The organism is Micromonospora echinospora (assembly GCF_900091495.1).
GTDB classification, from domain to species: domain Bacteria; phylum Actinomycetota; class Actinomycetes; order Mycobacteriales; family Micromonosporaceae; genus Micromonospora; species Micromonospora echinospora.
Window position 1 is genome coordinate 4,514,109 of sequence record NZ_LT607413.1, and the last position, 21,172, is coordinate 4,535,280.

Annotated in this window: 22 protein-coding genes; 13 read left to right on the forward strand and 9 right to left on the reverse strand. The window is 73.3% G+C overall.

The features are described from left to right. Nucleotides 1-18: 18 nt before the first annotated feature. The gene (locus tag GA0070618_RS20360; RefSeq protein ID WP_088983063.1) at nt 19-606 is read right to left on the reverse strand and encodes a GNAT family N-acetyltransferase; all 588 of its coding nucleotides are present in this window, start codon (nt 604-606) and stop codon (nt 19-21) included. A gap of 13 nt (nt 607-619) precedes the next feature. Continuing rightward, nucleotides 620-1,219 carry a cadmium resistance transporter gene (locus GA0070618_RS20365; RefSeq protein WP_088983064.1) on the reverse strand — a complete coding sequence of 200 codons (600 nt, stop codon included), beginning with the start codon at nt 1,217-1,219 and terminating at the stop codon, nt 620-622. Nucleotides 1,220-1,459: 240 nt separating this feature from the next. Here GA0070618_RS20365 and GA0070618_RS20370 point away from each other — a divergent pair, with 240 nt between their 5' ends. From GA0070618_RS20370 to GA0070618_RS20380, 3 genes are all read left to right on the forward strand, one after another. Continuing rightward, the gene (locus GA0070618_RS20370) at nt 1,460-1,687 is read left to right on the forward strand and encodes a helix-turn-helix domain-containing protein (RefSeq protein WP_007072022.1); all 228 of its coding nucleotides are present in this window, start codon (nt 1,460-1,462) and stop codon (nt 1,685-1,687) included. Between the two features lie 46 nt (nt 1,688-1,733). Then, nucleotides 1,734-2,498, forward strand: a complete 765-nt coding sequence (locus tag GA0070618_RS20375) for an enoyl-CoA hydratase/isomerase family protein (RefSeq protein WP_088983065.1) — start codon at nt 1,734-1,736, stop codon at nt 2,496-2,498. A gap of 132 nt (nt 2,499-2,630) precedes the next feature. Continuing rightward, nucleotides 2,631-4,598, forward strand: coding sequence for an ABC transporter ATP-binding protein (locus tag GA0070618_RS20380; protein ID WP_172900403.1), 1,968 nt, complete (start codon nt 2,631-2,633; stop codon nt 4,596-4,598). Nucleotides 4,599-4,609: 11 nt separating this feature from the next. Here the strand turns inward: GA0070618_RS20380 and mug are convergent, their stop codons facing one another. From mug to GA0070618_RS20410, 6 genes are all read right to left on the reverse strand, one after another. Continuing rightward, entirely contained in the window at nt 4,610-5,167 is a 558-nt protein-coding gene (gene mug / locus GA0070618_RS20385; RefSeq protein WP_172900313.1) for a G/U mismatch-specific DNA glycosylase, read from the reverse strand. Nucleotides 5,168-5,220: 53 nt separating this feature from the next. Beyond that, a complete protein-coding gene (locus tag GA0070618_RS20390; RefSeq protein ID WP_088983068.1) occupies nt 5,221-6,015 on the reverse strand; it encodes an SDR family oxidoreductase in 795 nt (264 codons plus the stop codon). Between the two features lie 121 nt (nt 6,016-6,136). Continuing rightward, nucleotides 6,137-6,646, reverse strand: a complete 510-nt coding sequence (locus GA0070618_RS20395) for a hypothetical protein (protein ID WP_231931385.1) — start codon at nt 6,644-6,646, stop codon at nt 6,137-6,139. After that, the gene (locus tag GA0070618_RS20400; protein ID WP_088983069.1) at nt 6,643-7,506 is read right to left on the reverse strand and encodes an MbnB/TglH/ChrH family RiPP precursor modification enzyme; all 864 of its coding nucleotides are present in this window, start codon (nt 7,504-7,506) and stop codon (nt 6,643-6,645) included. Before GA0070618_RS20400 ends, GA0070618_RS20395 begins: the two co-directional genes overlap by 4 nt. Then, complete coding sequence (locus tag GA0070618_RS20405; RefSeq protein ID WP_088983070.1) at nt 7,503-8,426, reverse strand: TIGR04222 domain-containing membrane protein; 924 nt, start codon at nt 8,424-8,426, stop codon at nt 7,503-7,505. Before GA0070618_RS20405 ends, GA0070618_RS20400 begins: the two co-directional genes overlap by 4 nt. Before the next feature lie 218 nt (nt 8,427-8,644). After that, the gene (locus GA0070618_RS20410; protein ID WP_088983071.1) at nt 8,645-9,217 is read right to left on the reverse strand and encodes a TetR/AcrR family transcriptional regulator; all 573 of its coding nucleotides are present in this window, start codon (nt 9,215-9,217) and stop codon (nt 8,645-8,647) included. Between the two features lie 93 nt (nt 9,218-9,310). Between GA0070618_RS20410 and GA0070618_RS20415 the strand changes: the two genes are divergently transcribed. Beyond that, nucleotides 9,311-10,162, forward strand: coding sequence for a carbon-nitrogen hydrolase family protein (locus tag GA0070618_RS20415; protein WP_088983072.1), 852 nt, complete (start codon nt 9,311-9,313; stop codon nt 10,160-10,162). 271 nt (nt 10,163-10,433) lie between these two features. Beyond that, nucleotides 10,434-11,375 carry a serine protein kinase RIO gene (locus tag GA0070618_RS20420; protein WP_088983073.1) on the forward strand — a complete coding sequence of 314 codons (942 nt, stop codon included), beginning with the start codon at nt 10,434-10,436 and terminating at the stop codon, nt 11,373-11,375. 129 nt (nt 11,376-11,504) lie between these two features. Here GA0070618_RS20420 and GA0070618_RS20425 read toward each other — a convergent pair whose 3' ends face one another. Beyond that, a complete protein-coding gene (locus GA0070618_RS20425; RefSeq protein WP_088983074.1) occupies nt 11,505-11,753 on the reverse strand; it encodes a DUF2630 family protein in 249 nt (82 codons plus the stop codon). 77 nt (nt 11,754-11,830) lie between these two features. On the opposite strand from GA0070618_RS20425, the gene GA0070618_RS20430 reads away from it, so the two are divergent. From GA0070618_RS20430 to GA0070618_RS20465, 8 genes are all read left to right on the forward strand, one after another. Beyond that, complete coding sequence (locus GA0070618_RS20430) at nt 11,831-12,751, forward strand: GNAT family N-acetyltransferase (protein WP_088983075.1); 921 nt, start codon at nt 11,831-11,833, stop codon at nt 12,749-12,751. 225 nt (nt 12,752-12,976) lie between these two features. Next, nucleotides 12,977-14,299, forward strand: a complete 1,323-nt coding sequence (locus tag GA0070618_RS20435; RefSeq protein ID WP_088983076.1) for a cytochrome P450 — start codon at nt 12,977-12,979, stop codon at nt 14,297-14,299. A gap of 14 nt (nt 14,300-14,313) precedes the next feature. Then, on the forward strand, nt 14,314-15,204 hold the full coding sequence (locus GA0070618_RS20440; protein ID WP_088983077.1) for a terpene synthase family protein: 891 nt from the start codon (nt 14,314-14,316) through the stop codon (nt 15,202-15,204). Between the two features lie 55 nt (nt 15,205-15,259). Next, nucleotides 15,260-16,879 carry a prenyltransferase/squalene oxidase repeat-containing protein gene (locus GA0070618_RS20445; RefSeq protein WP_088983078.1) on the forward strand — a complete coding sequence of 540 codons (1,620 nt, stop codon included), beginning with the start codon at nt 15,260-15,262 and terminating at the stop codon, nt 16,877-16,879. 98 nt (nt 16,880-16,977) lie between these two features. After that, nucleotides 16,978-19,506, forward strand: coding sequence for a sensor histidine kinase (locus tag GA0070618_RS20450; RefSeq protein WP_088983079.1), 2,529 nt, complete (start codon nt 16,978-16,980; stop codon nt 19,504-19,506). A 91-nt stretch (nt 19,507-19,597) separates the two neighbouring features. Continuing rightward, on the forward strand, nt 19,598-20,023 hold the full coding sequence (locus tag GA0070618_RS20455) for a roadblock/LC7 domain-containing protein (RefSeq protein WP_088983080.1): 426 nt from the start codon (nt 19,598-19,600) through the stop codon (nt 20,021-20,023). Between the two features lie 27 nt (nt 20,024-20,050). Continuing rightward, nucleotides 20,051-20,416, forward strand: coding sequence for a DUF742 domain-containing protein (locus GA0070618_RS20460; RefSeq protein WP_414467528.1), 366 nt, complete (start codon nt 20,051-20,053; stop codon nt 20,414-20,416). Further along, nucleotides 20,397-20,993 carry a GTP-binding protein gene (locus GA0070618_RS20465; RefSeq protein ID WP_088983082.1) on the forward strand — a complete coding sequence of 199 codons (597 nt, stop codon included), beginning with the start codon at nt 20,397-20,399 and terminating at the stop codon, nt 20,991-20,993. Before GA0070618_RS20460 ends, GA0070618_RS20465 begins: the two co-directional genes overlap by 20 nt. The last annotated feature ends 179 nt before the right edge of the window (nt 20,994-21,172 follow it).

The window sequence follows — 21,172 nt, forward strand, 5'->3', positions numbered from 1 at the left end:
CGGTCCGCCGGAACGCGGTCAGGTCGGCGTGGGCTCCGTCGAGCCGCGCTCGGCGGGCGTCGTCGCCGGAGGCCACTCGTCGGCGAGCACCGACCAGACCTGGTGGTCGTGCCGCTGGCCCCGGTAGTGGAACGCCGAGCGCAGCACGCCGTCGAGGCGCATGCCGAGCCGCTGGGCGACGGCGGCGCTGCGTACGTTGTGCGCGGCGTTGACCCACTGCACCCGGTGCAGGCCACGCTCGTGGAACGCCCAGTCGATCATGTGGCGGATCGCCCGGGTCACCAGCCCGTGCCCCTCGGCGGAACGTTCCAGCCAGCAGCCCACCTCGCCGGTGCCGGCCCGGGCGTCGAGACTGACGAAGAGCGTGCCGCCGACCAGGACGCCGCCGCGCCAGATGCCGTAGATCCCACCGGTGTCGGCGGCCCGCCGGTCGGCGTGTCGCTGGAGCACCGCGCGGGCCGACTCCAGGTCGGTGCTCAGGCTGGCGAACGGGACCCACGGGTCGACGTACTCCCGGGCCCGGTCCATGTGCGCGAGGAACTCGGCCGCCTGCCACGGTTCGAGCGGGCGGAGCTGGGCGTCCTCGGTGAGTGGGACGGCGAACACGTTTTCTCTCCTCTCACCCGAGCAGGTCGACCAGGTGGCCGACCACCCCGGAACCGACCAGGATCACCACGCCGATGGCCATGAAGATCACCGGCACCAGCCAGTGTCCGGTCCGCTCCACCAGCCGGACCACCCGGGGGTGTCCACCGAGCCGGGCCCCCACCGCGCACCACAGGCCGATCCCGGCCACGAAGACCAGCAGGAACACCAGGGCCTCGGCGGGCGCGAGGGTACGGAACACCGGCACGTAGACGGCGATGTTGTCGGCGCCGTTGGCGATGGTCACGCCGGCCACGCCCGCCATGCCGCCGACCACCGCGGGAGCCTCGTCGTCGTCCCGGCGCAGCAGGGCCCGCACGCCGAGCGCGACGGGAAGCAGGCCGAGCAGCCCGGTCCACGGCTCGGGCACCACCAGCAGGCCGACGGCGGCGATCGCGGCGACGCCGACCAGCGCGGCGATTCCGGCGTACTGGCCGGCGACGATCTGCCAACGGCGGGGTCGGCCGGTGGTGCGGGCCGCGACGAACAACACGGTGAGTACCACGATGTCGTCGACATTGGTCGCGGCGAACACCACGGCCGCGCCGGCCGCGGTGCTGAGGGGGTCGGTCACGCGGGCAGGGTACGCGCTATGTCCCGGTCCCGCTGCGCACCGGCGTCTGCCCTGGTCAGTGCGGGTCGACGGGACCGGCCGACGTGACCTCACCCGATCGTGTCATCACTCTATCGGGAAGCTGACACTGCATAGCGTGTCGATTGGCGAAGAGTTGATATCTGGCGCATGATCGTTCGAGGCGGTCTAATAGGTTGGACCGTTATCCGAACCGCACAGTCTGCGACGTGAGGAATCAGCATGGCAGCCACTGGCACAGCCACCAGCACTGAGAAGGGTCGCCGGATCGTCGGAGCCGAGCGTCAGACACTCGCCAAGGACCTGGTAAAGCGGTACACCGGGGGCGAGAGCATCCGTGCCCTCGCGGCCTCGACCGGCCGATCCTACGGGTTCATCCACCGGGTGCTCACCGAGTCCGGGGTGCAGCTCCGGCAGCGCGGCGGCGCCCGTCGCCGCAAGAAGGCGTGATCTTCCCGCCAACGTCGTTCCTTCCCGCCGCGCCCCGGACCGCCCGGTGACGACCGGGCCCGGGGTACGGCTGGAGTGCGCCGGCCCGGTGGCCACCGTGACGTTGTGCCGTCCCGACGTGCTCAACGCCCAGACCCCGGCCATATGGCGTGCCATGAGCGACTTCTCCCGCACTCTCCCCGGCGACGTCCGGGTGGTCGTTGTGCGCGGCGAGGGCCGGGCGTTCTCCGCCGGACTGGACCTGTCGGTCGCCAACGCGTCCGGGCCGGGATCGTTCGCGGAGCTGGCCACCCTGCCCGAGCAGGAGTGCGCCGACCGGATCGCCGAGTTCCAGTCGGCGTTCACCTGGCTGCACCGGCCGGACGTGGTCTCGATCGCGGCGGTCCAGGGGCACGCCATCGGCGCGGGCTTCCAGCTTGCGCTCGCCTGCGACCTGCGGGTGCTCGCCGAGGACGCCCGGCTGTCGATGGCCGAGGTCACCCTCGGGCTGGTGCCCGACCTGGCCGGCACCGGTCGCCTGGTCGACCTGGTCGGCTACTCCCGGGCCCTGGAGATCTGCGCCACCGGCCGCCGGATCGACGCCGCCGAGGCCGACCGGATCGGTCTGGCCACCCTGGTGGTGCCGACCGCCGAGCTGGCCGGGGCGACCACGGATCTCACCGCCGCCCTGCTGGCCGGCAACCGGGACGCGGTGGTCGAGATCAAGGCCTTGATCGCGGGCGCGGCGCGGCGGACCCCGGCGGAGCAGCAGCTTGCCGAGCGCGAGGCGCAGGTCCGGCGGTTACGGGACCTGGCCGGACGCGGAGAGTGATGTAAGGACCGGACGGGAAGGATCGGATTACCGCCGAGGTTGTCGTAGGAGTCGGGACAATCGACCTGACAGCGCGGGCGGTCCCGCACGACCCGGAGGTGACGCGTGAATCCCAACGGCGGCATGGGGGGCATGGGCGGCTGGAGCATGCTCCGGTCGATGCGCAACTCCGACGACGTCTCGACCCACCGGCTCAACCGGGGCACCGGACGACGGATCGTCGCCTTCGCGCGGCCGTACCGCCGGGACATCGTGGTCTTCCTGGTCACCGTCGTCCTCGCCGCCGTCATCGGGGTCGCCACGCCGGTGCTCGCCGGCGACGTCATCAACGCGATCACCCGGGGCGGCACCGAGGCCGGCGCGACCGTGGTGCGCCTCGCCCTGTTCATCGCCGGCCTGGCCGTCGCCGACGCGCTGCTCTCGCTGGCCCAACGCTGGTACTCCGCCCGGATCGGCGAGGGCATCATCCTCGACCTGCGCACCCGGGTCTACGACCACGTCCAGCGGATGCCGTTGCAGTTCTTCAGCCGCACCCAGACCGGCGCGCTGGTCAGTCGGCTCAACAACGACGTGCTGGGCGCCCAGCGGGCATTCACCTCGACCCTCTCCGGCGTGGTCAGCAACGTCATCCAGCTCGTGCTCACCGCCGCGGTGATGTTCACCCTCTCCTGGCAGATCACCGTCCTGTCACTGGTGCTGCTGCCGATCTTCATCATCCCGGCACGTCGGGTCGGCAAGCGGCTGGCCGAGATCACCCGCGAGTCGTACGACCTCGACGCCAAGATGAACGCCACCATGACCGAGCGGTTCGGGGTGGCCGGGGCGCTGCTGGTCAAGCTCTTCGGCGCGCCCGAGGTCGAGGCGCGCCGCTTCGCCGCCCGCGCCGAGCGGGTCCGCGACATCGGCATCCAGTCGGCGATGTACTCGCGGACGTTCTTCGTGGCGATGCTGCTGGTCGCCTCGCTCGCCCAGGCGCTCACCTACGGGCTCGGCGGCTGGCTGGCGGTCACCGGCGCGGTCAGCGCCGGCACCGTGGTCACCCTGGCCCTGCTGCTCACCCGCCTCTACGGGCCGTTGACCGCGCTCTCCAACGTCCGCGTCGACGTGATGAGCGCGCTGGTCTCGTTCGACCGGGTCTTCGAGGTGCTCGACCTGAAGCCGGGCATCGAGGAGAAGCCGGACGCGGTGCCCGTGCCGCGCGGCAACGGCCGGGTCGAGTTCCGCGACGTGCGGTTCCGCTACCCGAGCGCGGCCGACGTGTCGCTGGCCTCCCTGGAGGAGGTCACCGCGCTGGACCGCAGGACCAACGAACCGGTGCTGCGCGGGGTCTCCTTCGCCGTCGAGCCGGGCCAGATGGTGGCCCTGGTCGGGCCGTCCGGCGCCGGCAAGTCGACCCTGTCGATGCTGATGTCCCGGATCTACGACGTCACCGAGGGGCAGGTGCTCGTCGGCGGGTTGGACGTCCGGGACGCCACGCTCGCCTCGCTGCGCGACGAGATCGGTGTGGTCACCCAGGACTCCCACCTGTTCCACGAGACGATCGCCGAGAACCTCCGTTACGCCAAGCCCGACGCCACCGACGACGAACTCTGGGCCGCGCTGGCCGGCGCGCAGGTGGCCGATCTGGTGCGCGCCCTGCCCGACGGGCTGGAGACGATCGTGGGGGAGCGGGGCTACCGCTTCTCCGGCGGCGAGAAGCAGCGCATCGCCATCGCCCGGCTGCTGCTGAAGGCGCCGTCGATCGTGATCCTCGACGAGGCCACCGCGCACCTCGACTCGGAGAGCGAGGCCGCGGTGCAGCGGGCGCTGTCGGTGGCGCTGGCCGGGCGTACCGCGCTGGTGATCGCGCACCGGCTCTCCACCGTGCGGGACGCCGACCAGATCCTCGTCCTCGACGAGGGACGGATCGTCGAGCGTGGTCGCCACGACGAGCTGGTCGCGGTCGGCGGCCTCTACGCCGAGCTGTACCGCACCCAGTTCGCGGTGGTCGACTCGCCCAGCCCGTACGCCGACGCGACCGGCCCCGAGCCGGTGGTGACCACGGTGCCGATGGCCGCGTACGTCGCCGAGCAGGCCCTGCCGCCGTCCGCCGCGAACTGACCGGCCCCGGGTCAGCCCGGTTCGCGTACCGCCGCCCGCAGTTCGCCGAAGGCGGCGCCGAGCGTCTCGGCGGTGAAGTGGGCGTTCAGCCCGCTCGGGTTCGGCAGCACCCACAGCCGGGCGTCGCCGAGCCGTTCCGGCTGCGGCCCGAAGGTGGCCTTCGGCCGGGCGAACCCGGTCCGGTACGCGGTCACCCCGACCACCGCCACCCACCGTGGCCGGTGCCGGACGACCTTGTCGGTGAGCACCTCCGCCCCCGCCACCAGTTCGGCGGCGGTCAGCTCGTCGGCGCGGGCGCTGGCCCGGGCCACCATGTTGGTGATGCCGAGGCCGAGACCCGGCAGCTCGCCCTGCTCGCTGGGGTGCAGCTGACGCGGAGTGAAGCCGCCACGGTGCAGGGCCGGCCAGAACCGGTTGCCGGGGCGGGCGAAGTGCCAGCCGGTCGCCGCCGACCACAGCCCGGGGTTGATCCCGACGAAGAGCACGTCCAGCCCGTCGGCGAGCAGGTCGGGGATCGTCCGGTCGGCCGCCGCGGCGAGCTGCTCGCGGGTCGGCCGGGGAGCCGGCACCGGCCGACCGGCCGCCGTGCTGCCTCGGGGCCGGGAACCGCTGCGGTCGCCGGTCACAGGTCGCGGGTCGCGCCGCCGTCGACCGGGATGGTCACCCCGGTCAGGTAGCCGGCGGCGGGGGAGAGGACGAACGCGGCGACCCGACCGAACTCCGCCGGATCACCGATGCGACGCAGCGGGATGCCCGCCTCCGCCTCGGCCCGGGCCCGCTCGGCGTCGCCGCTCGCGGCGAGCAGCTGCCGGTTCCGGTCCGTCATGATCCGCCCCGGCAGCAGCCCGACCACCCGGACACCCCGGGGACCGTACTCGTCGGCCACGTCCTTGGCCACGCCGGCCAGGCCGGGACGGAGCCCGTTCGAGATTCCGAGACCGGTGATCGGGTACCGCGCCGAGGTGGACAGGACCAGACCGATCGCACCGCCGGCCGGCCGCGCCCGGTCTGTCGGCTCCCCGTCTCCGGCGAGCGCGGCGGCGACCGTCCGGAGCGCGCGGACCGTGCCGAGGAAGACCGTCTCGAAGGACTGTCGCCACTGCTCGTCGCTGACCCCGGCGGCGCTGCCCGGGGGTGGTCCGCCGACCGAGACCAGTGCGCCGTCCAGCCGGCCGAAGCGCTCCCGGGCGGTGTCGACCAGCCGTTGCGGCAGCGCCGGGTCAGCCAGGTCACCGGCGATCCCGACGGCGTGCGCCGGGCCACCGAGGCGCGTGGCGGCGGCGGAGACCGCGTCGGCGTCCCGGGCGGAGAGCACCACCTTCGCCCCGTCGGCGACGAGACACTCGGCGGTGGCGTACCCGAGCCCACGGGAGGCGCCGGTCAGCACGTACACCCGGTCGGTGAGTCCGAGATCCATGCCGTCGATCCTGCCGCAGCCGGTGGGGTCCGCTACCGCCGGGTGCCACGACTTCCTGCCGGATGCCGTACGGGATGCCCCGACCGCTACCGTCGGGTCGCCGTCGGGCGTATCCCGACCGCTACCGCCGGGCGTCGCGGAGCCGTACCCGGCCGGCGATCTGCACCGCGACGGCGTCGTCGATCCGGACGACAGCCGGTAGCCGGCGCGGGCGGGGCGGCCGTTCACCGTCGTACCGGCTGGTGGCCTCGCGGACGGCGAGTTCCCCGGCGGCCAGCCGGGGCAGCCCGTTCCCGGCCCGCAGCGCGCGGGCGAGGTCCCAGCCGTCGCGCAGCCCACCCCGCGTGGGGCGCGTCGCCGCCCATTCGGCGAAGGTCGCCGGCCAGGCGTCGCCGACTCCGGCGGCGAGCAGCGGCCAGTGCCGGGCGACGTCCCCGGCGCGCTTGCGCAGCAGCGCCTCGCGGGCCGCGGCGAGCCGGCGGGTGTCGAAGCCGGGCGGCGGGTCGGCTCCGGCGACCAGCGCCGCGACCAGCGCGGCCTGCCGGGCGGCGAGGTCCCCGGGCCCGCCGGCCCCGTCAGCTGGGGCTGGGGGATGGTGGGCAGCGGTCGGGGCGGTCAGGTCGTCGTTCATGTGACCACCGGCCAGCCGGCCGTCGTGGCCAGCGCGTCCAGCTCGGCGCGGAGCGTCGCCGCCGGGGGATACCGACCGTCCCGTTCGAGCAGCAGCGCGGGCGGCCGGTGCCGGGCACACAGCGCGCCGACCAGGTCGAGGACCTCCGGTGGCACCGGGTCGGTGTGCGTGTCGTGGTAGAGCCCGTCGTGCTCGGCGCCCCCGGCGACGTGCACGTACGCGACCCGCTTCAGCGGCAGCCGGTCGAGCAGCGTGAGCGGGTCGGTGTCCCGGTTGCGGGCGTTGGCGTACACGTTGGCGATGTCGAGCAGCAGCAGGGCGTCGGTGCGTTCGAGGATCTCGGTGACGAACGCCGCCTCGTCCAGTTCGTCGTCCGGCCAGTCGAACAGGGCGGCGATGGGTTCCAGCGCGATCGGCACCGGCAGCTCCGCCTGGGCCCGCCGGACGTTGGCCGTGACCGCCGCGACCGCCTCTCGGGTGCGGGGCAGCGGCAGCAGGTGGCCGGCCTCGACCCCGCCGGCCCGGACGAAGGCGATGTGCTCACTGACCAGCGGCGCGTCCAGCAGGTCGGCGACCCGGGCCAGGTGGGCCACCCGGGCCGGCTCGACCGGTTCCGCGCCCCCGAGCGAGAGCCGCACCCCGTGCGGTACGACGGTCACGCCGGCTGCCCGCAACTCGGCGAGCCCGTCCGGCGCCGGCCCGGCCGGGGCGACGCTCTCCGCGATCACCTCGACGAAGCGCAGGCCGGGCAGGTCGGCGACGAACCCGGCGATCTCCGGCCGCCACCCGATGCCGACACCCGCCGGTGGCGCCGCCCGGTTCGCGCCACCGGGCCCGGTCGGATGGGGCGGGCTGGTCATCCTCCGCACCCGCCACCGCAGCCACCGCCACCGCAGCCGCCACCACCGCCGTCCCCACCACTGCCACTGTCCCCACCGCCGCTGCCTCCGCCGCAGCCGCCGCTGGATCCCGAGTTGGTGGCCGAGGTCCGCTGGATCTCGGCGGCGTCGGCGAAGGCGGGGTCGACCGCCCAGAGCGTGGCCGTGCCGAACAGCGCGACGCCCATCGCCGCTCCGGCCGCGCCGTAGGTGCCGTAGGCGGGCGAGGCGGAGGGCGTCAGGTAACGGTAGTGGGCCCGTAGGTTGTTCAGGGCGGTCTTGCCGGCGCGGGTCCGGTACGGCACCCGGGCGACCTGAACCACGAAGATCACCGCGAGCACGACCATGATGGCGACCAGGAAGCCCACCGGCTGGTCGTTCCCGATCCCGGCGAACAGACGCACGACGCCCACGAAGAGCAGCAGGAACAGCAGCGCCGGGCCGAACCGGGCGGCGCGCCGCCGGTCGGCGTCGAGGGCCAGTCCCCGGTTCTCCAGGTCCTGACGCAGCTGACCGAGCGCGGTGGCCACCCAGTGGTCCTGCGGCAGGTCGCGGGTGCGGACGCCCCGGCTGGCCGCGTGGTGCACCGCCTGGTCCAGCGGGGTGGCGCCGGCGGGCAGCGGACCGGTGGCCCGTAGCAGTTTGCGCCGGTCCGCCCCGACCGCGCCGACGCTGCGCAGGGCGCCGATGGTGCTGTAGACGGCCAGCCGCGCGCCGCCGTTGAGGTACGCCGCCTGCTGCGGTCCGAGGTGGTCGAAACCAGGTGCTCGGTGACCGTTGAAGAGCCAGGCGCGGTGGAGGGTCGAGCCGAGGGCCAGCAGCGCGGCCAGGATGAAATAGCCGGTGGCGAAGGCGGGGCCGGAAATGCCCCAGGTGTCGCCCGGTGCCGCCAGTAGGGTCATCGTCTGCTCCTGTCCGCGAGGGGTGGCGGCCCCATTGTGGAGCAGGTCCGCCAGCGAGGGAACGGCCGGTGAGCTGGGTCGCCGTGCTGCTCCCAGGGGGATCCTGCCGCCTCCGGGCGCGACGGGTGCGCCGGGGTGGTCGTGGGGGGCGTCCGGCCGGTCGACGTCGACGCGGGGGTCGGCCGGTGGCGTGCGGAGTGCGGGAGCGCCGGGGCCGGTCAGCGGCGGCGGACCGCCTCCTCGACCAGGTCGAGCACCGGGCCGAGGTCACCGGCGGGGCGTCCCATGGCCAGGTGCAGGACCAGGCCGTCGTAGGCGAGTTCGAGGAAGCGGGCGAGCACGTCGATCGGTACGTCCTCGCGGAGCACGCCGGCCTCGCGCTGGCGGGCCAGCCGTTCCCGGGTGGCCTCGGCGATCGCGGCGGACCGCTCGGCCCAGCGGCGGGCGAAGGACGGGTCGGTGCGCAGCCTGCGGGAGACCTCCAGCTGGCTGCCGAGCCAGCCGGTGGTGTCCGGTGACATCGCGCGGGCGAGCAGGTCCCGCATGACCTGGACCAGGCCGTTGCGGGCCACCGTCTCCACCATCGCCGCCGCGTCGTCCTCGGCCACGGCGAGGAAGAGGGAGTCCTTGTCCCGGAAGTGGTGGAAGATCGCGCCCCGGGAGAGACCGGTCGCCTCCTCCAGCCGACGCACGGTGGCTCCCTCGTAGCCGTGCCGCGCGAAGCAGGCCCGCGCGGCGGCGAGGATCTCCTGGCGGCGCGCGTCGAGCTGGTCCTGGCTTACTCTGGGCACGTTCCGATCGTTCCAGGTGCCTCCGCCCGACGCAAACCGTACGTACGGCTTGCGTTCGTGTCCGGCCAGGGAGGCGCGCCCTACGATCGCGGGATGACGACCCTGCCCTCCGCCACGTTGACCGTGGCCGCCGTCCAGGCCGACCCGGTACCGGGTGACGTGGCCGGCAACGCGTCGAGCGCCGCCCGGCTGGTGCGCCGTGCGACCGACTCCGCCGCCCGGCTGGTGGTCCTGCCCGAGCTGTTCCTCTCGGCGTACCACCCGCCGGTCCTCGGCGCCGACCCGGCCGGCACCGACGTCGCGGCCGATCCGGACGCCCTGGTCGCCGACCCCCGCCTCGACCCGGTGCGCGCGGTGGCCCGGGACACGGGCGCGGTGGTGGTCGTCGGCGCGGCGGTCCGGCACCCGGACCGGCGGCGGACCATCTCCGCCCTGGTCGTCGACCGGACCGGGACGGTCCGCGTCGGCTACGACAAGCAGCAGCTCTGGAGCGAGGAGCGGAAGCTGTTCACCCCGGGCCGGCGCGGGGCGACGCTGGAGGTCGACGACTGGCGGTTCGGCCTCGGCATCTGCTACGACGGCTGCTTCCCGGAACACGGTCGCGCCGCAGCGGACGACGGAGCGCACGGCTACCTCTGCCCGAGCGGCTACGTAATCGGCTCCGCGCACCGGCGGGACCTCTACTACGCGGCCCGGGCGCTGGACAACACCATGTACGTCGTTTTCGCCAACTCCGTCGACGGCGTCGCCCCCTGGCGGTTCAACGGCGGGGCGGCGGTGTACGACCCGGAGGGGCGCTGCCTGGTGCGCGGCGCGGACACCGGGGAGGACGTGCTGGTCGCGACCCTCGACCCGGAGCAACTGGCCCGGACCCGCGCCGACCACCCGATGCTCGCCGACCGGCTGCCCGACCAGGGACCCGAGCGGGTCCGGGTCACCGGCTGAGGCCACCGGGCGGTCGCCCGGCGCGCACCGGGCGTCACCAGCCCGGCCGGACGGGCAGCCCGGGCAGCCCGGGCAGCCCGGGCAGCCCGGGCACACCGGGCCCGTTCGGCGTCGGTAAATCGGTTGCGGGCCGAACGGCCCGTGGTGAGCATGGTCCACGCAGAGCGCATCCCGGGCGTCGCCCGGTCGAGGAGAGGGGGTCGGTCATGGCCGTCTTCGCAGGGTCCTTCCACCTGCCTCCACCAGCCTCGACCAAGGGATCACCAATCCAGTGCGTGAGAACGACTTCCCGTCGGCGCGTGAGCGCCGGCCGCGCGGCAAGCGCCGCTTCGACGACGACGAACCACAGTTCCTGAAGCACGGCCGGCAGCCCCGGCCGACCCCCGTCGAGGACGACGGGGACCCCGACCAGCCGCTGCTCGGTGACCGCTGGTCGACCTGGGACCAGGCGACCACCGGCCCCGAGCCGTACCCGGACTGGGTGGTCACCGAACTCGCCGCCCAGGACACCGAGCTGGGGGTGCTGAAGACCGGCAAGGAGGCGGACGTCCACCTCGTCCGGCGCGCGGTGCCCGACACCGACCGGTCCTGCCTGCTGGCGGTCAAGCGCTACCGGGCCCCGGAGCACCGGCTGTTCCACCGGGACGCCGGCTACCTGGAGGGCCGCCGGGTACGGCGCTCCCGGGAGACCCGGGCGATGGCCGGACGGACCACCTTCGGCCGGCAGATGATCGCCGGTCAGTGGGCGGCGGCGGAGTTCGCGGTCCTCTCCCGGCTCTGGGAGATCGGGGTCGCCCTCGGTGCGGTCGCGGTGCCGTACCCGGTGCAGCTGATCGGCACCGAGCTGATGCTGGAGTTCATCGGCGACGCCGACGAGGGGCAGGCCGCGCCCCGCCTCGCCCAGCTTCGGCCCGAGCCGGACGAGCTGCGCGGACTCTGGGCGCAGTTGGTGGACGTGCTGGTGGTGCTGGCCCGCACCGGTTACGCCCACGGCGACCTGTCGCCGTACAACCTCCTGGTGCACGACGGTCGGCTGGTCCTCATCGACCTGCCGCAGGCCGTCGACGTGGTGGCGAACCCGCAGGGCGCGGAGTTCCTCGCCCGGGACGTCCGCGTGGTGGCCACCTGGTTCGCCGCCCGGGGGCTGCCGGCCGACCTGGTTGACCCGGCCGCGCTGACCGGGCAACTGCTGCGCGAGGCCGGACTGCGCTGACCGCTGACCGGGCCGGATTCGCCCCGACCGGGCGGGTCCGGCCCACACCGGCCGGCTGCCGGACCGTCCGCGCGTCGTGGCGGGCCCAGCCAGTTCCTCGCCGCAGGTGGCAGGCCGGGAGCAGCCGGGTCACTGGAGGTAGCGTTCGACCTCCGGGACCGGTCGGACGCCCTGGCTCTCCGGGTCGTTGTGGTTCTGCCGGGCCGCCCGTCGGCGACGGAGCAGGTCCCAGCACTGGTCCAGCCCCTCCTCCAGTTCACGCAGCCGGGCCCGGGCGTCGTCGTCGGTGCCGGCCTGCGCGGACTGTGCGTCCGCCCGGAGCCGGTGCTCCTCGTCGACCAGCTCGGCGATGCGGTTCAGGATGGTCTTGTCGTCCATGTGTCGAGCGTGGCACAGGCCGCCCCGCCGCGCCCGGCTTCCCGAACGCCGACGGGCGTTCGGTAGGTTGCCGACCGATGACACTCACCATCCGCCCGTTCCGGCCCGAGGACGCGACCGTGGTGGCCGCGGTGCTCCGGGTCGCCGCGCCGTACTGGGTGTTCAGCGCGGCGGCGCTGCGTTGGCAGTCGACCCGCGGGGCACCGGCCGCGCGACAGCGGATGCTGCTCGCCGAGGTCGACGGCGAGGTGGTCGGGGTCGCCCGGACCGGACTGCTGCACGAGAGCGCCGAGCCGGGGCTCGGCTACGCCAACCTCAACGTGCTGCCGGAGCGGCGGGGTGGGGGAGTGGGCTCCGCCCTGCTGGCCGCCGCCGAGCAGCGGCTGCGGGCGATCGGCGCCCGGGTGGCGTACGCGAAGGTGGTGGACGAGCCGGCGGCGGTGGGCTTCGCCGAGCGGCACGGTTACCAGCGTGGACGGAGCACCACCCACCTGCGGCTGGACCTGACCTCCGGGGCGCTGCCCCCGGTGTCGGTCCCGCCCGGGGTGCGGATCACCACGGCGGCCACGCTCGCCGGGGATCCGCGTCCGCTGTACGAGGCGGACCTGGACGCCTCCCGGGACGAGCCGGGCGACGTGGGCATGGACGCGATCGACTTCGCGGACTGGCGGACCACCTACTGGGACCGTCCGAACCTGGACTGGACACTGACGACCGTCGCGATCTGTGACGGGGTGGTGGCGGCGTTCACCTTTGCGCTGACTGATGGCTCAGATCGTTACCAGTCGGGGATGACCGGCGTGCGGCGGGCGTACCGGGGGCGGGGGCTGGCCGGCGCGGTCAAGCGCAGCGCGCTGCACCGGGCCGCCGAGGCGGGGTTCACCACCGCTCTGACCAGCAACGACGCGGGAAACGAGGCGATGCTGGCGATCAACCGTCGGCTCGGCTACGCCCCCGTCGCCGTCGAGTGGCGGTACCGGCGGACCCTGTTCCGCTGACGACGCGCGCGATCGTCCTTTCTGGACGCTGCAATTATTGTCAACGAAAATTTCTCGCCCCCCGTCTGGTGAACCGGACATCGTGATGGCATGCTCAGCGGGTTGTGTGACTCGCAATGACGGTCCCGCGACTCAGCGGTGATACCGGGAGGAGCCCAAAAGGTGGGAACGTCGCACCCCTTCCCGGCGCAAGCCAGTCGTCCCGCGAGGGTTCCTCTGCGCCGGATGTTGCCCGCCCTGGTCCGTGATCCGGCCCGCGCGCTCATCGACGCGGGCAACCGGACCGGGGGTCGGCTCGCCCGCATCAACCTCGGCTCGTTCCGGCCCTACCTGGTGACCCATCCCGACCACGTCCAGCACGTGCTCCGCGAGCGGGCGGAGAACTACGAGCGGGCCGGTGACGGGCTGTTCTGGCGGCCGGTCAAGCGGCTCTTCGGCGAGGGGATCCTCGGCGAGGGGCAGATCTGGTCGGCCAGCCGCCGGATGCTCCAGCCGATGTTCACCGCCAAGCGGGTCGAGTCGATGATCGACGGGATGGCCGAGGCGATCTCCGACGCCGTCGACGAACTGGACGCCCCGTCGCGGGTGGGACGACCGGTCGACATCGGCAGCGAGCAGGCCCGGATCGTCTGCCGGGCGATCATGAAGGTGCTCTTCGCCGACAAGATCTCGGTGCCGGACGCGATGCGGGTCGTCGACGCCCAGGACGCCATCGCCAGCGCGGTGATCCCCCGGATCGTGGTGCCCTTCGCGCCGCTGTCGCTGCCCATGCCCGGCGACCGGACCTTCCGTCGGGCGGTCCGGATCGTCGACGAGGTGCTCGTGCCCATCGTGCGGGAATCCCGGGCCACGGCGGAGGAGGGCGACGACGTCATCTCCACGCTCTGGCGGGCGCGCACCGACGACGGCCGGCAGCTCGACGAGCAGCAGGTCCGCAACGACACGGTGGCGATGTTCGCGGCCACCACGGAGACCACCATCAACGTGCTGACCTGGCTCTGGCCGCACCTCGACGAGCACCCGGAGGTCGCCGACCGGCTCTACGAGGAGATCAACCGGGTGGTGGGCGACGAGCCGGTCCGCCGTGAGCACCTCGGCGAGCTGCGCTACACCCGGATGGTCCTCGACGAGCTGCTGCGCCTGTACCCGATCGGGTGGCTGATCCCCCGCCGCGCGGTCGCCGCCGACGTGGTCGGCGGGGTGGAGATCGAGGCCGGCGCGACCGTGGTGGCCAGTCCGCTGATCACCCAACGGATGTCGGCGTTCTGGGACCGGCCCGACGAGTTCGACCCGGAGCGGTTCCGCCCCGAGCAGGTCCGGGCCCGGCACCGCTACGCCCACTTCCCGTTCGGCGGGGGCCCGCACCAGTGTCTCGGCATGTACCTCTTCTACCTGGAGGCGCAGCTCATCGTCGCCACGATGCTGAGCCGGTACCGGTTCCGGCTGCGGCAGCCCGGGGTGCCCGGTCTGCGGCTGGCGGCGGCGTTGCGGCCCCGCCGCCGGGTGGAACTGACCCTCACCGGTACGGCGGCCTCGGCCGCCGCCTGAGCGGAGCGGACGTAATGGACCTCAACGCCCACGCCTCGGACGCCGTCGAGCAGGGCCGGATCTGCGCCCTGGCCGCCCGGGGGCAGCGCGACCTGCAGAAGTTCGCCGCCGGTTACCCGGAACTGTTCGCCGGTGCGCCCTTCGACGGCGCCCTGTTCGGCAACATCGCCATGGCCATGGCGTTCAGCGCGCCGTGGTCCGGTGTGGCGGAACTGCGGGTCACCAACCGTGCCGTGCTGTGGGGGTTCGCCCTCGACTGGCAGGTGGACTACCTGGCGAAGTCGCGTACGGAGATCGACCGCCTGATCGAGACCAGCCTCGCGGTGGTCGACGGTGCCGCCCCGGCGTCGGACGACCCGTTCGCGCGGTTCTTCGCCGAACTCTGCGCCGACCTGGCCGCCGTGCCGGCCTATCCGCGCCTGCGCGACGTGTGGCGGGCGGCGGTCCACCGGACGCTGACCGCGATGGCGGTCGAGTGGGAGTGGCGGGCGGCCCGGCGGGACCTCACCGGCACGTTGCCGACCTTCGAGGAGTATCTCGCCAACGCCGACAACCTGGCCTGCACGGTGGTCAACGTCGCGCACTGGATCCACACCGGAGACGAGGAGACCCATCGCTCGCTGCCCCGCCTGGTCGAGGCCAGCGACGAGGTGCAGCGGGTGCTGCGACTGGTCAACGACCTGGGCACGTACCAACGGGATCTGGAGTGGGGCGACCTGAACGCGATCATGCTGGTGCCCGACCGGGCCGAGGTCGAGCAGCGGGTCCACGTCCTCACCGGACGTTGTCACGAGCTGCTGGCCGACCTGGCGGCGGACTGCCCCCGCCCGGCGACGTACCTCGCCCGGCAGGTCGGCTTCAGCAGCGGCTTCTACCGTTCCACAGACTTCTGGGGGGCCCGGTGAGCGCGAGGAGTGCAGCGGAGCGGAGCCCCGCGGTCGCGATGGGAAGGCCGGTTCGGTGAGCCTCCTCACCGCCGCCCGTGACCTGGTCGGGGAGATGACGGCGACACCGACGGGGCAGTCGTCGGTGTCGGTGTACGAGACGGGCCGCCTGGTGAGCCTGTCGCCGTGGTTGACGCTGCACGCCGAGCGGATCCGCTACCTGCTCGACGCGGAACACCCGAGGGGCGGTTGGGGCGGCCCCGGCGGTTACGGGCTGGTACCGACGCTCAGTGCCACCGAGGGCCTGCTCGCCGCGCTGCGGCGGGGTGACCTGGCCGGGTCTCCGGCGCAGTTCCGGGGCGCGGTCGCCGCCGTCGACCGGGGCCTGTCCGTCCTCGGTGAGCGGCTCGCCGCCGTTCCCGCGTCGGCTCTGCCGGACATGCCGGCCATCGACCTGATCGTTCCGGCCCTGGTGGAGGCGCTCACCGTCCACCTGGACGCGGTGCGGGACGACCCACCACCCGGACTGGAGCGCTGGCGGCAGGTCGCGCCCCGGCTGTCGTTGCCACCGGGGATGACGCCCACCCGGCTGGCCCGGGTCCGTGCGGCCCTGGCGTCGGGGCACCCCCTGCCCGACAAGCTGATGCACGCGCTGGAGGTCACCGGGCCGGCGGCGCGCCGGGCGGCCGGGGTCGTCCCGGTCGGACCGGGCACGGTGGGCGCCTCACCCGCGGCGACGGCCGCCTGGCTCGGCGTCCCCGACGCCACCACCTCGACCGCACGGGCCTACCTGGAGCGGGTGGTCCGGCAGCACGGCGGCCCGGTGCCGTGCACCAGCCCGATCAGCGTGTTCGAACGGTCCTGGGTGCTCAGCACGCTGTCGAGGGCCGGAGTGCCGGTGACCGTACCGCCGTCGGTGCTGGCCAGCCTGCTGGACACCCTCGGTCCGGCCGGTACCGCTACCGCCCCGGGGCTGCCCGTGGACGCCGACACCACCTCGGTGACCCTTTACGCGCTCGCCCGGGCCGGACATCCGGTCGACCCGTCGAGTCTCTGGTCCTTCGACACCGGGGAGCACTTCTGCACCTGGCCCAAGGAGGACGGCGCCTCCATCACCACTAACGCGCACGTGCTGGACGCGTTCGGCTGGCACTGGCGGCACACCGGCGAGCGGTCCCGGCAACTCGCCTCCGTGGTGCGGCGGCTGACCACCTGGCTGACCGACCGGCAGGCGCCGGAGGGCTCGTGGAGTTCCGACCGGTGGCACGCCTCGCCGTTCTACGCCACCAGTTGCGCGGTGCTCGCCCTGCACGGGTACGGCGTCGGCGCGGCGGTGGATCCGGCGGTGCGGCGGGCGGTGCAGTGGGTGTTGGCCGGTCAGCACCCGGACGGATCCTGGGGGCGCTGGGGCGGCACCGCCGAGGAGACCGCGTACGCGCTCCAGGTGCTGCTGGCCGCCGGGCAGCCCGCGTCCGACCGGTGCGCCGAGGCGATCGGGCGGGGTTGGCGATGGTTGGCCACAATGGCCGGTTCCGATGGTGAACCGGCGCTCTGGCACGACAAGGACCTGTATCGTCCGTCACTGATCGTCCGCGCGGCGGTGCTCGGGGTGACCTGGTGGGGACGCAGGTGCGCCGGTCCGGAACCGGTCGAGGCAGGCCCGTCTTCCCGTAGCGCCATGATCAGGATCGCTTGAGTGAACCTCCCGACGCTGCTAGCGTGCGCCGGGGTCGATCGGTACGTCGACCGCCCACGCTCGGGCACGTCAATCGAATCCCCGGCCAGGACGGTGTAATGGGTTCCCGCAGTACGAATCTCCGTACGAAAGTCGTCGCACTGCTCGCGTCGCTCGTCGCGCTCTGGGCCTTCGCGGCGTGGGTGACCGTCGGGGACGGCTTCAACCTGCTCGGGGTCCAGACCCTCAACGCCCGGGTCTTCGCGCCCAGCGAACCGCTGCTGCTGCAGTTGCAGAAGGAGCGTCGTCTCTCCCTGGCCTACCTGGGACGGCCGGAGGCCGGGCAGCTGGAGGCGCTGCGGGGGGAGCGGGAGCGCACCGACGAGCTGGCCCGCGCGTTCGAGGAGTCCGCGGTCAACTGGCGTACCGAGATTCCGGCGAGCGCCGAGGTCGAGCGGGCGGTCGACGACGTGCTCACCGGTCTGGAAGGTCTGTCCCGGACCCGCACGGAGATCGACGACAAGAGCATCGACCGGACGACGGCGCTGACCTCCTACGTGGAGGTGGTCAACGCGATGTTCCGCCTCTACGACGAGCTGGGTGGTCTCGACGACCGGCAGGTCGCCCACGACACGGCCGCCCTGATCGAGCTCAACCGGGCCCGGGAGCTGCTGTCCCAGGAGGACGCGCTGCTGCACGGCGCCCTCGCCGCCGGCCGGATCACCGCGACGGAGCAGGCGCAGTTCGCGCAGCTCGTCGGTGCCCAGCGCTACATCGCGGCCAGCACCATCAGCGCCCTGCCCGTGGCGGACCGCAACCGCTACCAGCAGATGTCCCAGGGCGAGGCGTACCAGCGCCTGCACACCCTGGAGGACCAGGTCATCCAGGCCCGCAACGCCGAGTCGCGCCCGCCGGTCGAGCTGGACGCCTGGCGCAGCGCGGTCGATCCGACGTTGCAGCAGCTCAACGATGTCGTGGGTGCCGGCGGTGACGACGTGGTGGATCGGGCCACGCCGGTCGCCATCGGGGTCATCACTCGACTGGTGCTGGCCACCGGTCTGGGCCTGCTCGCCGTCATCGCCTCGATCATCGTCTCGATCACCACCGCCCGGGCCCTGCTGCGGCAGTTGGAGCGCCTTCGGGAGGCGGCGTTCCAGCTCGCCCGGGAGCAGCTGCCGAACGTGGTCGAGCGGCTCGGCCGGGGCGAGGAGGTCGACGTCGCCGCCGAGGCGCCCCCGTTGGAGTTCGGCGACGACGAGATCGGGCAGGTGGGCCAGGCCTTCAACGTCGTGCAGGAGACCGCGATCCGGACCGCCGTCGAGCAGGCCGACCTGCGGCGCAACGTCCGTGACGTCTTCCTCAGCCTGGCCCGGCGGACCCAGGCACTGGTCCACCGGCAGCTCACCCTGCTCGACGCGATGGAGCGGCGGGAGAACGACGCCGAGGAACTGGAGGACCTGTTCCGGGTCGACCACCTGGCCACCCGGATGCGGCGCAACGCGGAGAACCTGATCGTCCTCTCCGGCTCCACGCCGGGCCGGGCGTGGCGGCGCAACGTGCCCATGGTGGACGTGGTCCGGGGCGCGGTGGCCGAGGTGGAGGACTACACCCGGGTCAACGTGCTGCCGCTCGGTCCGGTCTCGTTGGCCGGTCGCGCGGTCGGCGACATCATCCACCTGCTCGCCGAGCTGATCGAGAACGGGCTGTCGTTCTCGCCGCCGCACACCACCGTGGAGGTGCGGGGGCAGCTGGTCGCCAACGGTTTCGCCCTGGAGATCGAGGACCGTGGCCTGGGCATGAGCGAGGAGGACCTCGCCGCCGCCAACGAGCGCATCGTGGACCGGTCGGAGCTGAACCTCGCCAACGCCACCCGGCTCGGCCTCTACGTGGTCAGCCGGCTGACCGAGCGGCACGGGATCAAGGTGCACCTGAAGGAGTCCCCGTACGGCGGCACCACGGCGGTCGTGCTGATCCCGCTGGACCTGGTCACCGCCGGCGAGGAGGAGCCGGCCGGGCCGGGCGCCCCCCGCGCCGGTGGGGCGGAGCCGCCGACCGGGCCGGCCGCGCGCGAGGTCGAGCAGCCCGGTCCGCGTCCGGCCGTGACGCTGGCCAAGCCGGAGGCGTCGCGCCGGGCGCCCGAGGGCGCCGACGGCGACGAGCCGCACCAGCTCCCCACCCGGGTGCGGACGACGTTGGAGCGGCCCCGGGCACCGCAGGACACGCCGGCCGAGGACGGGTCCGGCCTGCCGACCCGGGCCCGGCGCTGGTCGGAGCATTCGGCGCTGGACGGGCCCACCTTCCCCACCGGCCTGCCGGTGGCCACCCCGCGCACCGAGCCCGAGCAGAAGGTGGAGCACGGTGGCCCGACCCCGTGTCCGGTGGAGGAACCGCCCCGGACGGAGTCCGGCCTGCCGATGCGGGTCCGCCAGGCGAACCTCGCGCCCGAGCTGCGGGACGAGGTGCCCGCCGTGGACACCCCGGACGACGACGAGGGAGTCCGCCCGCCCGAGCAGGTCCGACGGATGATGAGTTCGTACCAGACCGGCACCCGGCGGGGCCGCACCGACGCGGCCCGGCTGCTGGGCGGCCCGGCCGGCGGTCCGGAGCAGACGGAGGCGCCGGACGACGAGGATCGGCAAACGACGTGAGCGGGGCGCGGTGGCGGGTGTTCCCGTCCACCGGTCCCGGAGTGAGCCCAGACGAGCACGGCGACCAGCCGGGTTGAGAAGAGGACGACGAGTGGCGCAGAAGACGGCTTCGAGTGCCGACCTGACGTGGTTGTTGGATGATCTGGTCGGCCGGGTGAAGCAGGCCGAACACGCTATCGCTCTCTCCACGGACGGCCTCATGATGGCTTCGTCCCGAGGGCTGAGCCGGGACGACGGCGAGCACCTGGCGGCGATGGCGGCCGGCATCCAGAGCCTGGCCCGGGGGGCGGGCAAGCGGTTCGGCGGCGGGCAGGTGCAGCAGACCATCATCGAGATGCAGTCGTCGTTCCTGTTCGTCACGGCGGCCGGGCGGAACGCCTGTCTCGCCGTGCTCGCCTCCGAGGACGCCGACGTGGGGCTGATCGCGTACGAGATGGCGATGCTGGTGACCCGGGTCGGCAAGTACGTCGCGTCGCCGTCCCGGTCGTCGGAGCAGTCGGCCGTCGCCGAGAAGTAGCCCGTGATGACCGTTACCGGGGGGCCGATGGAAGAGCAGTGGGTGGACGACCACGCGGGACCGGTGGTGCGACCGTACGCGGTGACCCGTGGACGGGCCCGGCCGGTCACCGGGACGTTCGACCTGATCTCCCTCGTGACGGCGATCCAGTCGGATGTCACGCCGGAGGCGGGTCTCGGGCCGGAGCACCTCGCCATCGTCGGGCTCTGTCAACGGATGCAGTCCGTGGCGGAGATTGCGGCGCATCTCGACCTGCCGGTGGGCACCATCCGGGTGCTCCTGGGTGACCTGGTGGCCCGCGAGCTGGTGCAGGTCCGTGAGCCGCGGGCCACCGGCGGCCTTCCCGACGACAGTATTTTCGAGGCGGTTATCAATGGACTACGGGCACTCTGAGCAGCCGGCGGAGACGGTGCCCACCGCGATCAAGATCCTTATCGCGGGTGGTTTCGGCGTGGGCAAGACGACCATGGTCGGTGCGGTCAGCGAGACCCGCCCGCTGCGCACCGAGGAGGTCCTCACCGAGTCGGGGGTCGGCATCGACGACCTGTCCGGAGTGGAGAGCAAGTCGACCACGACCGTGGCGATGGACTTCGGCCGGATCACCATCAGCGACGACCTGGTGCTCTACCTCTTCGGTACGCCGGGCCAGGACCGGTTCTGGTTCGTCTGGGACGAGTTGGCGCTCGGGGCGATCGGCGCGGTGGTCCTCGCCGACACCCGCCGCCTGGCGGACTGTTTCCCCTCGATCGACTACTTCGAGGGGCGGGGCACCCCGTTCGTGGTGGCGGTGAACTGCTTCGAGGGTGCCCGGCGGTACCGGCTCGACGAGGTGCAGGCGGCGCTCAACCTGGATCCGGACGTGCCGGTGCTGCTCTGCGACGCCCGGCAGCGCCAGTCCAGCAAGGAGGTGCTCATCACCCTGCTGGAGCACGCCATGAAGACGCGGGCCGCGCGCAGCGCCGCGGGGTGACGGGGAACGGCGGCGCCACGACGGTTCACGGGACGGGCGTCGTCGTCAACCGGTAGCACTCGATGGTCCTGCGCACGTAGTCCGTCGTGCGACTCGGGATTCGAGAGATCCTTTGCCGTTGGCAGGCGGACGTGCCATGTTTCCGCGCCCGTTTTGTCATGCATTCAGATGAATTGCTG

Bases quoted from the DNA above. Each gene is read 5' to 3' on its own strand.
- GA0070618_RS20370 (WP_007072022.1), top strand. From the start codon at position 1,460: ATGGCAGCCACTGGCACAGCCACCAGCACTGAGAAGGGTCGCCGGATC.
- GA0070618_RS20380 (WP_172900403.1), top strand. From the start codon at position 2,631: ATGGGCGGCTGGAGCATGCTCCGGTCGATGCGCAACTCCGACGACGTC.
- GA0070618_RS20390 (WP_088983068.1), bottom strand. From the start codon at position 6,015: ATGGATCTCGGACTCACCGACCGGGTGTACGTGCTGACCGGCGCCTCC.
- GA0070618_RS20395 (WP_231931385.1), bottom strand. From the start codon at position 6,646: ATGAACGACGACCTGACCGCCCCGACCGCTGCCCACCATCCCCCAGCC.
- GA0070618_RS20400 (WP_088983069.1), bottom strand. From the start codon at position 7,506: ATGACCAGCCCGCCCCATCCGACCGGGCCCGGTGGCGCGAACCGGGCG.
- GA0070618_RS20405 (WP_088983070.1), bottom strand. From the start codon at position 8,426: ATGACCCTACTGGCGGCACCGGGCGACACCTGGGGCATTTCCGGCCCC.
- GA0070618_RS20415 (WP_088983072.1), top strand. From the start codon at position 9,311: ATGACGACCCTGCCCTCCGCCACGTTGACCGTGGCCGCCGTCCAGGCC.
- GA0070618_RS20425 (WP_088983074.1), bottom strand. From the start codon at position 11,753: ATGGACGACAAGACCATCCTGAACCGCATCGCCGAGCTGGTCGACGAG.
- GA0070618_RS20430 (WP_088983075.1), top strand. From the start codon at position 11,831: ATGACACTCACCATCCGCCCGTTCCGGCCCGAGGACGCGACCGTGGTG.
- GA0070618_RS20435 (WP_088983076.1), top strand. From the start codon at position 12,977: ATGTTGCCCGCCCTGGTCCGTGATCCGGCCCGCGCGCTCATCGACGCG.
- GA0070618_RS20440 (WP_088983077.1), top strand. From the start codon at position 14,314: ATGGACCTCAACGCCCACGCCTCGGACGCCGTCGAGCAGGGCCGGATC.
- GA0070618_RS20450 (WP_088983079.1), top strand. From the start codon at position 16,978: ATGGGTTCCCGCAGTACGAATCTCCGTACGAAAGTCGTCGCACTGCTC.
- GA0070618_RS20460 (WP_414467528.1), top strand. From the start codon at position 20,051: ATGGAAGAGCAGTGGGTGGACGACCACGCGGGACCGGTGGTGCGACCG.
- GA0070618_RS20465 (WP_088983082.1), top strand. From the start codon at position 20,397: ATGGACTACGGGCACTCTGAGCAGCCGGCGGAGACGGTGCCCACCGCG.